Consider the following 13,165-nt stretch of genomic DNA (forward strand, 5'->3'; position numbering starts at 1 on the left):
AATGAGTTCAATCGGTATACCAGGGCTGATTTTGATTCTGGTGATTGCCCTCGTGATCTTTGGCCCCAGCAAGCTGCCGGAATTGGGACGTGCAGTGGGAAGGACACTGAAAGAATTCAAGACAGCAACCAAAGAACTGACTTCCGACTTTGAATACGAGTCGGATGACAGGAAGCCGCAAACTCAATCACAAGCGCAAGCGGCAAACAAGTAACTAACGAGTAAGACAATTTTTGGCAATGACTGCAGATTTCCTGTCTGCAGTTTTTTTGCCTGGTTCGGATAATTTATTGCTGCACCTTATCACATTGCTTTCCCTTGGTGGTTCAGGTCGCTTTCTGAACCGCCCCAAGGGAAAGATTTTTTTGTGATATAATAGGCCTGCTTATGGGAAATCTCTTTGTTGGAGGGAACAGGATGCCGGATCGGTCATACAGCCCCCAAGGAGGGCCAGACGGAGTGAACAAGAAATCAAACAGTTGGAAAACTCTTGGCGGAATCGGGGCACTGCTTGCCGCTTTTGGCGGGAAGCTGAAATTCCTGATTCCCTTGTTGAAATTTGGCAAGGTGGGCGGAACCATCTGGAGCATGGCGCTGATGGTGGGGACTTATGCCTTGATTTATCCCTGGACATTTGCCATTGGCATAGTAATCATGTTGTTCATCCATGAGATGGGTCATGTTATGGCGGCGAGACAGAAAGGTCTGCCTGTATCTGCCCCCGCGTTTATTCCTTTTCTGGGTGCCATGATTACGATGAAAAAACTGCCCTCAAATGCGGAGACAGAGGCCTACATCGCCTATGGGGGGCCGCTGCTTGGGAGCCTGGGAGCGTTATTGGCGCTTATAGCCGGACGGATTGCGGATTATTCCCCGCTTTATGCCGTTGCACAAGTCGGCTTTTTCTTAAACCTGATCAATCTGCTGCCGATTCATCCCCTCGATGGAGGGCGCATTGTGACGGCCATATCCCGTTGGCTTTGGGTTGTCGGGTTAATTGGCGGCCTGATTGTAATTCTGTATCTGAAAGCGATTCTTTTCCTGTTAATCTGGGCGTTGTTCGCGTGGGAGCTTTACAAGTCCTTCGTGCGGAAAAAGCCAAAGGAACAACGAATGGAAACGGACAAAGAATTATTGTTGGAAGCCACACTCTTTGAAGAATCGGGCGTTTTCATTCCTGCAGAGAATCATCGTCGGGAAGTTGGGTTTGTACAATCCTGCAGTCTGGAATCCCACGAACAGTTGTGCTCCGTTTCGTACCCCGGGATTGGACAGGTGGGACAATTCAAATTCGAAGAAGGACTGATTGAAAAAGTCGAATTGTTCAAGACCATCTGGTATGGTCAACTCGTCAAGTTCCGGTTTCGAATTACTTATACTCCTTACCCTGAGTACCGTCAATCGCCTCTGCGCGAGGAAGATTATTACAAAGTCCCTACTTCGACCCGGATCAAATATGGCTTGGCCTATTTCGGTCTGGCAGCAGTTCTTGGCTGGCTCATGTACTATACGGCTGTTTCCATTCCAACACCCCCTCTGGCAGGATAGTCTCCCAGCACCACAAGGACAGCAAACGGCCTTTGGTTAAGGCCGATTGCTATTTGTCATTTTTTTACTTCAACGTGTCAATTCTTCGAAATCTATTCCCATTCCAGCAGAAATTGGTAATATAGAGTACATATACGAGTCATAATTTTCTGATTGACGACAAGGGGACGTGCATCGTGAGAATCCTGTTCGTAGGCGGAGCGAAGACTGTTACCGGCTCTTGCTATCTGATTGAGACCCAAACCGAAAAACTGTTGGTGGACTGCGGGATGTTTCAAGGTTCTAAGGAATTGGAGGAACTGAACTTTGCTGCCTGGCCTTTTCACCCCGGTGAGATTTCTTATGTGCTGCTTACACATGCGCATATAGATCATTCGGGTCTTCTGCCGAAATTAAAACGGGACGGTTTCCGGGGGCAGATTATCTGCACCAAATCCACATTTGACCTTTGTTCCATCATGCTGCCTGACAGTGGCCATATTCATGAGACGGAGTACGAATGGAACAGTCGAAAACACAGTCGCCAAAGAAAGAAACCGAAGAAGGAACCTCTTTACACACAGGCTGACGCATTTGCAGTTCTCAAGAATTTTGTGTCCGTTCCTTATCATCAGGTGGTGGAGCTGTCACCAACCGTGTCCTTTCGGATGATGGATGCCGGGCACATCCTGGGATCGGCAATCATCGAACTCTGGATCAAAGAAAACGGACAAACAACAAAACTCGTCTTCTCAGGGGACATCGGGTCTACCGGCCAAGCCATTGTCCGTGATCCTGAAAGAGTGGAAGAGGCCGATTACATCTTTGTCGAATCCACTTACGGGAACCGCTTGCATCCTCCGGTGGCCGAACGAAGCGAACAACTTCTCTCCATCATCCGGGAAGCGCAAAAGGACAATGGGTTGGTCATCATTCCGGCATTTGCCGTGGGCAGGACTCAAGAAATATTGTTTCAACTCCACAAGCTGTTCAAAAAAGGGCTGATCTCCGATATCCCGGTATACGTGGACAGTCCGTTGGCCGTTTCCGCCACGCGAATAGTACAATCCAATCCGGACTATTACGATGAAGAAACCACCGCTCTGTTCAAGCAGGGGGACAACCCGCTGGCTTTCCCGGGGTTACGGTTTATCAGTTCACAGGAAGAATCGCAGAGGCTCAATTTCACAAAAGGAACTGCCATTATCATATCGGCAAGCGGAATGGCGGAAGCGGGCAGAATCAAACATCATTTGAAACATCAACTCTGGAAAGAGAACAATCATGTGGTTTTTGCCGGATATCAAGCGGAGGGAAGCCTCGGGCGCAAGCTGCTTTCAGGGGCCAACCGGGTGCGTGTGCTGGGCCAAAATGTAAGGGTGGGAGCCAAGATTCATGATTTGTCTGCAATGTCCGCTCATGCTGACAAAGAGCAATTGTTGAATTGGCTGAAAGGATTCCGGACCACCCCCAAGCAAGTGTTTGTGGTGCACGGGGAAGAGGAATCCAGCAGGGAATTTGCCCATGCGATCGAACTGGACCTCGGCTGGAAGGCCCATGTTCCATCCAGGGGCGAAACTGTATATCTGGAAGGGGATCAGGCTCCCCAGATTGATGAGCCTAAAGAGCCGGAAACGAAACAAACCGTTTTGTCAGAAGCGGAACTTGACGCCTACATGCAAGCGATTGAGCATAATGTGGATGGGCTGGTCCAAGCTTTGGGCAAATATGGCCTGACGCAAGATCTGCTGCTCAAGCTGTCCGAGAGACTGATCAAAGTTAACGACAAGCTTGAGGATCTTAGCGATCAGCTGTAGGATTCAAGTGTTTTCCGATAGTGCAAACTATTGTTCGCCAGAACATTGAAAGGGGTTCTTGCCGTGAAACAATTGCAATCGATGAATCGACTCTTGCTGGGACCCGGACCAAGCGCCGTCCATCCGGATGTGCTGAAAGCAATGGCCACTCCTCTGGTCGGGCATCTGGATCCCTATTTCTTTGAAGTGATGAACGGAACCCGGGAAATGCTAAGAACCGTGTTCGGGACGAAAAATGAGTTGACCATTCCCATGTCCGGGACGGGCAGCGCGGGAATGGAAACGGTATTTGTAAATCTGATAGAGCCGGGAGATAAGGTAATTGTATGTGTCAACGGGGTGTTCGGAGAACGGATGAAAGATGTCGCGGAGCGTTGCGGTGCATCTGTTGTGGAGGTAACGGCTCCATGGGGACAACCGATCGATCCAGATGAGATCCGGAAGGCACTGGAAAAAAACGGACAGGTAAAACTCGTTGCCATTGTGCAAGCAGAAACCTCCACCGGTGTCCGACAGCCTCTGAAAGAAGTCAGTGAAATTGTGCATGAGCATGGGGCTTTGTTTGCAGTCGACTCCGTCACGGCACTGGGAGGGATCCCCGTGGATGTGGACGAGAATGGGATTGATGCTTGTTACAGCGGAACCCAAAAATGTCTCAGCGCTCCTCCCGGTTTGTCCCCGGTGACCATGAGTGACGATGCGGTCCAAGCGATCCGAAAGCGGAAGACAAAAGTGCAAAGCTGGTATCTGGATTTGGGCATGATCGCCAACTACTGGGGAGAAGACCGTTTTTACCACCATACGGCCCCCATATCAATGGTATTTGCTTTGCACGAGGCACTTCGCATTCTGTTAAACGAAGGATTGGAGAATGTATATAAACGCCATGAGGACAACGGCAAACTGTTGCAGCAGGAACTGCAATCGGCCGGTTTTGAATTGCTGGCGGCAGAAGGGTACCGGCTTCCGCAATTAACCGCTTTCCGTTTGCCGCAAGGATTGGATGATATCCGCCTGCGCAGGGAATTGCTAAACCTTTACGGGATTGAGGTCGGCGGCGGACTGGGGCCTTTGAAGGGGCAAATCTGGCGGGTGGGATTGATGGGACACTCGTCCAATCTGGCCAATGTCCGGCTGTTTATGGGCGCCCTGCAGGACATTTTAAACAGAAACAAATAGCAAAGAATGGAAGGAAGGCACCCTTAAGCGGGTGCTTTTCAGCGTTTAATGGAGGAATCTTGGAGCTGCTGGAAAATTATAAATCTAAAGGAAGCTATGCAAGAGCAAGAGGGGAAAGGGGAGATAGGGAATGCTGTTTGAGTTTGACGGCAAGCGGCCCAAGGTTGCCAAAGGGGCCTTTGTTGCACCCACCGCCCAGTTGATCGGAGACGTAACAGTCGAAGAGGGGGCAAGCATCTGGTTTGGGGCCGTTTTGCGCGGTGATTTCGGACCGATAGTGGTGGGGGCCCGAACGAGTATTCAGGACAACTGTGTGGTTCATGTTACCAATTCAGGTTGCTACATAGGCGAGGATGTAACGGTAGGACATGGTGCCATATTGCATAACTGCCATGTGAAACGAGGCTCGGTCATCGGAATGAACGCTGTAGTGCTTGATGATGCAAATGTCGGAGAGGAATCGATTGTTGCCGCAGGGAGTGTGGTGTCTGCCAAAGCGACGATACCCGATCGGGTCCTGGTGGCGGGAATTCCTGCACAGGTGAAAAAACCATTGGAAGGAGCCTCCCTATGGTGGGTGAACGAAAGTGCGAAAACTTACGTGGCGCTTAAAGACAAATACTTGTCATTACATCTGAACGATGGCGGACAAGCGGACTAAGTCAAAATGAAGGAGGGGTTTTGAATGGAAGGATACCGTTTTTTCTATCGGTTGCGCGTTCGTTATTCCGAGATTGACGGGCAAAAAATTGTATTTAACGCACATTACCTGACCTACTTGGATTGTGCGGTTACCGAGTATTTTCGGGAAGGTTTGGGTTTCAACATGACAGAACTTGCGGAAAGCGGAGAGTTTGATATTGTTCTGGCCAAGACGACTTTGGAATTCAAGCGGCCCGCCCACCTGGACGATTGGTTGACAGTTTGGTGCAAAACCGATGAGATGGGCAAATCCAGCATCAAAATCAACTTTGCCATCACAAGGGAAGGAGAGGAAAAACCGCTGCTTCTTGCACAAACCATATATGTGAGCTACGACCCGGAAACCAAATCTTCCCGACCGATTCCCGATTTTGTCCGGCAGAGAATCAGAGAATATGAATCCTGATTGATAACACCCGAAGCTTCGAACTGAGGGTCGTGTCGATGCTGGTAGTGGTCAGGATGATCAAACAGGGACTATAATAATAGAAAATTAGAAAAATGCTCACGGGGGAGAATCCCGCCATGTTCAAGTTTTCCGCAAATCTTACTACGCTTTTCAACGAAGCGCCATTTATGGACCGGTTTGGCCTGGCTCAACAAGCCGGGTTCCGCCACGTTGAATTCCAGTTTCCCTATGAATTTCCGGTAGATTCCATCAAGCGTGAAATTGAATCCCGCAATCTGGACGTGGTCTTGTTCAACTTTCCGCCGGGTGACTGGAAGAAAGGGGACCGGGGAATAGCCGTTTTTCCCGACCGAAGGCAGGAGTTTTATGAGTCGGTGGACGAAGCCATCCGGTACGCGCTCGCTCTTGACTGTCCCAGCTTGCACTGTATGGCAGGAGTTCGCCCGGATGGGTTGCAGGCGGAAGAAGCATGGAAAGTTTTCCGGGAGAATCTGAGTTATGCCGCCGGCAGATTGGCAAATCATGGAATCACCCTGTTGATTGAACCGCTGAATCCATACGATATGGCCGGGTATATGCTATCCAGCCTTGATCAGGCTGTTCAATTGGTGAATGAATTGAAGTTGCCCAATCTGAAAATCCAGTTTGATTTTTATCACATGCAGCGAATCCAGGGAGAACTTCTCGCTTCCTTCAGTCGGGTTAAGGAACTGATCGGACATGTCCAAATTGCCGACAATCCGGGGCGTCATCAACCTGGAACGGGAGAGATCCACTACTCCAACATATTCCGTTTTCTGGAGGAGTCAGGATATTCGGGTTTCGTCGGACTGGAGTACTTCCCGCTGGGAAAAACGATTGACAGCTTTGATTGGATGCAAGCCCATTCCCGCGATTGCCGAAATGAAACTGAGACGAGAGGTGTTGGAAGATGACAAGAATCGGATTTGTCGGCTTGGGAGTCATGGGTTCCCGCATGGCCAAACGTTTGATTGATTCCGGATATGACGTAACCGTTTATAATCGCACAAGCAGTAAAATCGAACCGCTGCTCAGGATTGGCGCGGCAGCTGCCACAGATATTGCATCGTTGGCAGCAGAGTCGGATATAATCTGTACCTGCCTGTCGATGCCGGAAGACGTATGGGATGTTTATGAAGGAGAGACAGGCATCCTGAAGAACAGCCTGCAGGATGCCATATGCTTGGACTTTACGACTGTGGGCATGGACACAAGTGTTATATTGGCCGAAAAGGCGAAAGAGCGTGGGATCCACTTTCTGGATGCGCCTGTCAGCGGCGGACCGGAGGGGGCGGAAGAAGGTTCCTTGACGATTATGGTGGGAGGCGAGCAGTCTGCCTATGAACGGGTGCTTCCCATTCTGGAGGTTTTGGGAAGCAACATTCATTATCTGGGCGGGGCCGGAATGGGCAGTGTTGCAAAGCTTATGAATCAATATCTGGTTGCTGTCCACTCCCTGGCAGCGTCCGAAGTGATGGTTGCAGGCACCGCTTTGGGGCTCAGGTCGGAACAGTTATACGAGATTCTGCGAACCAGCTATGGAGACAGCCGGATGCTGCGGCGGCACATGGAGAATTATGTGTTACCAAGAAATTTTCAACCGGGTGGAGCGGTGAAGTATGTTTTGAAAGACGTGAAGCTGGCAAATGAGTTGGTTGAAAAAGCGGGTTTGGTGCCGCGAACTGGAAGCGGTGCGGCAGAAGCGCTGGCGGTTGCAGTCGAGCAGGGACTCGCCGATCTGGATATGTCCGCTGTCATTCAGCCTCTGGAGAAACAGTGCAGTGTAGTTGTCAAAGACTCTCATATTGTATAATAGTGTCATTACTGGATCAGCCGGGGGAGTGTCGAACTCCCTCGTTTTCTGTGTCAAAGGAAGTGAGCCAATGAAGCTGCCGACCGGTTTTTTGAACAAGATGAAAGAACAGTTGGGAGATGAGTACTCCCTTTTCGTGCAAAGTTATGAGCGGACCCGTGCAGCCGGTGTCCGTGCCAATCAGCTGAAAATATCGGCTGCAAAATTAAAGGAGCTTCTGCCTTATCTGGAGGAACCGGTTCCCTGGTGCAGAGACGGTTTTTATTATAATGAGGAAGCAGTCAGGCCTGCCAAACATCCCTACTATTATTCGGGCCTTTATTACATACAGGAACCAAGCGCGATGCTGCCGGCGGAATTGCTGCAGGTTCAGCCGGGCTCCAGAGTCCTTGACCTATGTGCGGCGCCGGGCGGGAAGTCGATTCAATTGGCTGCACGGTTGGGAACAGAAGGTCTTCTGGTCGCAAATGACCTGCATCCCCAAAGAGCGAAAGTGTTGTTGAAGAACATCGAGCGGTACGGTGTTGTCAATGCGATTGTTCTTAACGAGTCGCCGGAACGATTGGCTCAAGCGTTTGCCGGATTTTTTGACAAGGTCCTGGTGGACGCGCCTTGTTCGGGAGAAGGAATGTTCCGCAAGGAACCGGAGATGGCAAACGGTTGGAGTCAGGATGAGGTAGCCAAATATTCAGAATGGCAGGCTGCGATTTTAGATGTTGTACCGTTGCTGCTAAAGCCGGGAGGGGAAATAGTGTACTCCACGTGCACTTTCTCCAAGGAGGAAAATGAACAGCAGATCCAGGGGTTCATAGAGAAATACCCCGAAATCAAATTGCTGGAGATGTGCCGGTTGTGGCCTCATAAAGTCAAGGGGGAAGGACATTTCGCGGCCAAGCTGAAACAATCGGGAAACCGGAACCTGCATGGAAGCCGGGAAACTTTGCGGGTATCTTCAAAGCCCTTTTCTAAGGATACTCTATCCAAAACTGCCGAGCAGGAGTTGGATCGATGCTCCCAACAGGTATGGGGAAACCCAAAAAAGTGGCGCAACTGGCTGCCTGAAGGGGGAACTTTGGTGGAACGTTCTGGCCACATCCTTTGGGAAAGCAATGCATTGCCTAAGCTGCAAGGGTTAAAGGTGCTTCGATCCGGCTGGCTGCTTGGAACCGTTGAAAAAGGACGGTTTCATCCCAGTTCTGCTTATGCCCTGGGGTTGCCTAAGGAAGCCGCCCTTGAAGCTGTTCAGCGTTGTGAGTTGTCGGCCAGAGATGAGCAGGAGAAATATACAGCCATCCGTTATCTGCGGGGGGAGACCCTCCAGCTGGAGGGGAAAAAGTGGAACAAGGGATGGCATTTGGTCACTATTGACGGCTATCCTCTCGGGTGGGCCAAAGGGGCGGGCAATTGGCTGAAGAATGAGTTTCCTCCCGGTTGGCGATGGGAAGACGGAGAGAAAAGGTAGGTGGGGCTTATGTCGGAAAAAGATCGGCAGCGTTTGGACAAGATCCTGGCTCATATCGGAATTGGAACGCGGAAAGAGATCAAAAAACTGGTCAAGGACAAAAGAGTAACAGTCAACCACCAATTGGTCAAGGATCCTGGAATGCACGTATGGACCAGTCGGGATCGGATCGAAGTAGATGGTAAGGCCGTCCGGTATAGAGAGTATATCTACCTCATGATGAATAAGCCGAAGGGAGTCATCTCCTCTACGGAAGACGATTATGACGAAGTGGTGGTCGAACTGTTGGCGCAGGAACATTACGCATTTGCCCCCTTTCCCGTTGGCAGGCTGGATAAGGACACGGAAGGGCTGCTGCTGTTGACCAATGACGGGAAACTGGCCCACCAGCTTTTGTCCCCAAAGAAGCATGTCCCCAAGACTTATTGCGCCACTGTTCTGGGAGAAGTCACGGAAGCGGATGCCGAGGCGTTTCGCAGAGGGGTCGTGCTGGATGATGGGTACCAGACCCTGCCGGGTGAACTGACCATCCTTCGGACAGGTTCGGAATCGGAGATTGAACTCACGATCTATGAAGGCAAGTTCCATCAGGTCAAGCGCATGTTTGAAGCAGTCGGGAAGAAAGTAACTTACCTGAAGAGGATCTCCATGGGGCCGCTGCACTTGGATGAATCGCTGGAACCCGGGGAGTATCGCGAACTTACGGACGAGGAAATTGATCTTCTTAAGAGGCAGTAAATTGACATTCAACACCGGTTTTGATGGCAGTAACCGTCAAGCACATTCGCGCTTGGCGGTTTTTTAATTTAAGTCATTTATATTTTTTTATAAGATAGGAAAAAAGATTTTTTTGGCAAATGTAATATCATCGATTTAAACAGAGGCGGTGGCTATGCGTGCCAGAAACGACATTGCGGTTTTGGCTTACCGTTGAAACCATTTTTTTAATGGGTATTCTTTTCTCCTTCCTACACATCAATAGAAAGCTCAGAAAAGAAATCAGGGAACGAAAGAGCGCGGAAGCAACGTTACGCCAGACACAACAGGAATTGATGGACACCATCAAATACCAGCAAGGTATGATTTTCAAGTTCAAGGAAGTGAAGGGCAAGTTTATCCATACGCTCAACGACGGACAGTTGATGTATCAAATGGGATTGACTTCGGACCAGATTGTGGGAAAAGAATTAAAAGATTTTCTTCCCCCTCACATCGCGGCTGTTAAGGAGAAGCATTACCGCCGGGCGTGGAATGGGGAAATTGTTATTTATGAGGGCCAGTGTAACGGAATTACCTATTTGGCACAATTACGGCCAATTATCAGGAATGGTCAGGTGGTAGAAGTAATTGCTTCATGCGTGGACATTACGGAACGCAAAACTGCGGAGGAGATGCTGAGAAAGTCCGAAAAACTGGCAGTTGCCGGGCAAATGGCAGCCGGAATCGCTCATGAAATGCGAAACCCTTTGACAACGATAAAGGGAATGGTTCAATTGATGGAGTCCAATATTGTAAAAAAGGAGTATTTTGAACTGATTCTGATGGAAATTGAGCGAATGGAATCGATTATCGGGAGTTTCTTGGGCTATGCAAGACCGCTTCCGGTGAAGTACGGCATCGTCGATATCCGCAGCTTGTTGGACGAGTGCATCACACTGTTCACGGCGGAAGGGAATATGAAAAACATTGTATTGCTAGTGAGGCATGCTCCCGAAGATGCACTCATTATGGGTGACAGTGATCAAATCAAACAGGTGTTTATCAATATCATGAAGAATGCGTTTGAAGCGATGCCAAAAGGGGGAAGCATTGAAATTCAGACGGTAGTTGACAGCAATGCCGTCTCCATACAGTTTACCGATTATGGGCACGGAATCAGCAAAGAGAGATTGGCAAGGATCGGCGAACCATTTTACAGCACAAAGGAAAAAGGGACAGGTCTTGGCATGATGGTAAGCTACAGAATCGTTCAAGAACACAAAGGGACCATCAAAATTGACAGCGAAATCGATTTGGGCACAACGGTTGAAGTTTCATTTCCTCTTGCCGATGGTTCCAGTTTTCCCTCGAATGAGAGATAATAGGGCTGTCAAGCGGACATTACCGGAGGAAGAGTAAGGAGGAGTCATTTATGGAAACGATTGGCTTTATCGGAACAGGCGTTATGGGGAGAAGTATGGCAGGGCATTTGCTGAAGGCAGGACATCCCGTGATTGTATACAACCGAACGCGTTCGAAAGCAGAAGATTTGCTGGCATTGGGAGCAAAGTGGGAAAAAAGGATTTCCCAACTTGCCCGGCAGTCCGATGTCATTATCACGATGGTAGGGTACCCGAAAGATGTGGAAGAAATCTATCTCGGTGAGAACGGGATCGTCAACCATGCAAGGGAAGGCAGCTATATCATAGACATGACCACTTCTTCTCCCTCACTTGCCAAAAAAATCTATGAAGCCGCCAAAGCAAAGGGTATTCATTCATTGGATGCTCCCGTATCGGGTGGAGACATCGGAGCACGGGAAGCCAGACTGTCGATTATGGTTGGCGGGGACCGGGCGGACTTCGAAGCTGTCATGCCCATATTGAGCCTTATGGGAACCAATATTGTTCTGCAGGGAGCGGCGGGTGCCGGCCAGCATACCAAAATGTGCAATCAGATTGTGATTGCGTCCAATATGATTGGGGTATGTGAAGCTATGGCTTATGCCAAGAAAGCGGGGCTGAATCCGGAACAGGTATTGCAGAGCATTTCGTCAGGAGCTGCTGGCAGTTGGTCGCTGAGCAATTTGGCCCCGCGAATGATTGCAGGAAATTTTGAACCCGGCTTTTACGTGAAGCACTTTATTAAAGACATGCAGATTGCACTCGATTCAGCCAAAGAAATGGGATTGCTGACCCCCGGGTTGGAGTTGGCCAAATCCTTGTACGATACTCTGGCTGAACAGGGATATGAAGAATGCGGTACCCAAGTTTTATACAAGCTGTATGAAAGTCAAGGATAGGCTATTGACTTTACAGACACCCTGGCAAAGGGTGTTTTTTGTTTAAGGATAAGGCCACACGTATCCCTGAACCCAGACATACATTACTGGGAGAAACCGTCACGGTCAGGGAGTGAGAATATGACAAACAGGAAACGACGCCCGGAGCCAGGGAAGTGGGGGTGGTGGAAGTTCTTTGCAGAGGACAGATCATTTCTTTCTTTATTGCCTGCTACTGCTGTATTAAACGGTTCATCACTCGAAAGGTTTATCAACAAATACGATGCAGTGTTTATAAAACCAAACGGCGCCCATCGTGGCGAAGGGATCGTGAAAGTCTGGAAAACAAGGGATGGATTTGCGTTCGTTAGGGAACGAGGAGAACCCAAGGTGGCAGCTTCGCTGGATGTGTTGAGCGAGGCGGTTAGGGAAGCGCGCCCCCAGAAAAAATATGTGATTCAGAGGGCGGTTGATCTTGCGGAGGTGGACGGGCTACCTTATGACTTCCGGGTGATGATGATGAGGAGCCCGCTGGGAAGGTGGCAATACGTTGGGATGCTGGCCAGGGTAGCGCACAAGGATTGTGTGATAACCAATGCCAGGCGGGGACATGGAATGGTTATTCCTGCGGAGGACGCTCTGGAGAGGTCTTTCAAGAAGGAAAATGTCGAAAGCATGAAACGGCAATTGATTGAGACGAGTCATAAAATTTGCAACAGACTGGACCGTTACAAATATAAAAGATACTGGAAAGTTGGCGTAGATCTTGCTTTTGACAAAAACGGCAGGCTATGGATGCTGGAAGCCAACACTTGGCCGGGCATCTCAGCCTTTCGCAAACTGGAGGATAAAGCAACCTACAAGAAGATCAAAGCAATGGAGGCGGCTTATCGCCGAAGACGGCGAAACAAGGGATGAATTTTGCGGGGAATTCGTTGACTTGAGTAATGATGGTCAGCTATCCGTTTCGGCCCGCAAGCCCGTCTCATAAGATGAACTGGAAAGTGGCAGATCATTTTAGGTGGGCTTCTCATGGACAAAACACATATCCCCTGATCTTTCAGCAAATGGGAAAAAACAAAGATTCTGCTGAGGCACCAGGAATTCCGTCGGTACTTGCCTGCGACCCAAATTTTTGGCAAACAATCTTTTCTTTCATTTCTGAACGACTACCGGCTAAAGCCGGTAGGTTCCTCTGAGCGACTGAAAGTCGCTGTTCAGGCTAAAGCCTGCTGAAAAGCAACCGGTGGCTAAA

Annotated in this window: 13 protein-coding genes; all 13 read left to right on the top strand. The window is 49.5% G+C overall.

Annotated features, from left to right (window positions below; genetic code table 11):
- The first annotated feature begins 1 nt into the window (after position 1).
- A complete protein-coding gene (locus tag EFBL_RS07365) occupies positions 2–214 on the top strand; it encodes a twin-arginine translocase TatA/TatE family subunit (RefSeq protein WP_096181496.1) in 213 nt (70 codons plus the stop codon).
- A 245-nt stretch (positions 215–459) separates the two neighbouring features.
- Positions 460–1,548 (top strand): site-2 protease family protein, encoded by a 1,089-nt coding sequence (locus EFBL_RS07370; protein WP_231705708.1) that lies wholly within the window; start codon positions 460–462, stop codon positions 1,546–1,548.
- A 176-nt stretch (positions 1,549–1,724) separates the two neighbouring features.
- A complete protein-coding gene (locus EFBL_RS07375) occupies positions 1,725–3,344 on the top strand; it encodes an MBL fold metallo-hydrolase RNA specificity domain-containing protein (protein ID WP_096181498.1) in 1,620 nt (539 codons plus the stop codon).
- A 63-nt stretch (positions 3,345–3,407) separates the two neighbouring features.
- Positions 3,408–4,523 (top strand): pyridoxal-phosphate-dependent aminotransferase family protein, encoded by a 1,116-nt coding sequence (locus EFBL_RS07380; RefSeq protein WP_231705709.1) that lies wholly within the window; start codon positions 3,408–3,410, stop codon positions 4,521–4,523.
- Positions 4,524–4,653: 130 nt separating this feature from the next.
- Positions 4,654–5,184, top strand: a complete 531-nt coding sequence (locus tag EFBL_RS07385; protein ID WP_096181499.1) for a gamma carbonic anhydrase family protein — start codon at positions 4,654–4,656, stop codon at positions 5,182–5,184.
- Between the two features lie 24 nt (positions 5,185–5,208).
- A complete protein-coding gene (locus EFBL_RS07390) occupies positions 5,209–5,631 on the top strand; it encodes an acyl-CoA thioesterase (protein ID WP_096181500.1) in 423 nt (140 codons plus the stop codon).
- 119 nt (positions 5,632–5,750) lie between these two features.
- A complete protein-coding gene (otnI, locus tag EFBL_RS07395) occupies positions 5,751–6,569 on the top strand; it encodes a 2-oxo-tetronate isomerase (protein ID WP_096181501.1) in 819 nt (272 codons plus the stop codon).
- The gene (locus EFBL_RS07400) at positions 6,566–7,468 is read left to right on the top strand and encodes an NAD(P)-dependent oxidoreductase (protein WP_096181502.1); all 903 of its coding nucleotides are present in this window, start codon (positions 6,566–6,568) and stop codon (positions 7,466–7,468) included. Before otnI ends, EFBL_RS07400 begins: the two co-directional genes overlap by 4 nt.
- A 70-nt stretch (positions 7,469–7,538) precedes the next feature.
- Positions 7,539–8,930: an RsmB/NOP family class I SAM-dependent RNA methyltransferase gene (locus tag EFBL_RS07405; protein ID WP_096181503.1), complete on the top strand. Its 1,392-nt coding sequence runs from the start codon at positions 7,539–7,541 to the stop codon at positions 8,928–8,930.
- A gap of 9 nt (positions 8,931–8,939) precedes the next feature.
- Complete coding sequence (locus EFBL_RS07410; protein WP_096181504.1) at positions 8,940–9,668, top strand: pseudouridine synthase; 729 nt, start codon at positions 8,940–8,942, stop codon at positions 9,666–9,668.
- Positions 9,669–9,826: 158 nt separating this feature from the next.
- Positions 9,827–11,011, top strand: coding sequence for an ATP-binding protein (locus tag EFBL_RS07415; RefSeq protein WP_096181505.1), 1,185 nt, complete (start codon positions 9,827–9,829; stop codon positions 11,009–11,011).
- Between the two features lie 5 nt (positions 11,012–11,016).
- Positions 11,017–11,931 (top strand): NAD(P)-dependent oxidoreductase, encoded by a 915-nt coding sequence (locus tag EFBL_RS07420; protein ID WP_269432684.1) that lies wholly within the window; start codon positions 11,017–11,019, stop codon positions 11,929–11,931.
- Between the two features lie 120 nt (positions 11,932–12,051).
- Positions 12,052–12,828, top strand: a complete 777-nt coding sequence (locus EFBL_RS07425; RefSeq protein WP_096181507.1) for a YheC/YheD family protein — start codon at positions 12,052–12,054, stop codon at positions 12,826–12,828.
- Positions 12,829–13,165 lie beyond the last annotated feature (337 nt).

The sequence above is a fragment of the Effusibacillus lacus genome (assembly GCF_002335525.1).
Classification (GTDB): domain Bacteria; phylum Bacillota; class Bacilli; order Tumebacillales; family Effusibacillaceae; genus Effusibacillus; species Effusibacillus lacus.

What these genes read in the sequence shown, in the direction of transcription:
- EFBL_RS07365 (WP_096181496.1), top strand. Translation starts at nt 2, where the DNA reads ATGAGTTCAATCGGTATACCAGGGCTGATTTTGATTCTGGTGATTGCC.
- EFBL_RS07385 (WP_096181499.1), top strand. Translation starts at nt 4,654, where the DNA reads ATGCTGTTTGAGTTTGACGGCAAGCGGCCCAAGGTTGCCAAAGGGGCC.
- EFBL_RS07390 (WP_096181500.1), top strand. Translation starts at nt 5,209, where the DNA reads ATGGAAGGATACCGTTTTTTCTATCGGTTGCGCGTTCGTTATTCCGAG.
- otnI (WP_096181501.1), top strand. Translation starts at nt 5,751, where the DNA reads ATGTTCAAGTTTTCCGCAAATCTTACTACGCTTTTCAACGAAGCGCCA.
- EFBL_RS07400 (WP_096181502.1), top strand. Translation starts at nt 6,566, where the DNA reads ATGACAAGAATCGGATTTGTCGGCTTGGGAGTCATGGGTTCCCGCATG.
- EFBL_RS07405 (WP_096181503.1), top strand. Translation starts at nt 7,539, where the DNA reads ATGAAGCTGCCGACCGGTTTTTTGAACAAGATGAAAGAACAGTTGGGA.
- EFBL_RS07410 (WP_096181504.1), top strand. Translation starts at nt 8,940, where the DNA reads ATGTCGGAAAAAGATCGGCAGCGTTTGGACAAGATCCTGGCTCATATC.
- EFBL_RS07425 (WP_096181507.1), top strand. Translation starts at nt 12,052, where the DNA reads ATGACAAACAGGAAACGACGCCCGGAGCCAGGGAAGTGGGGGTGGTGG.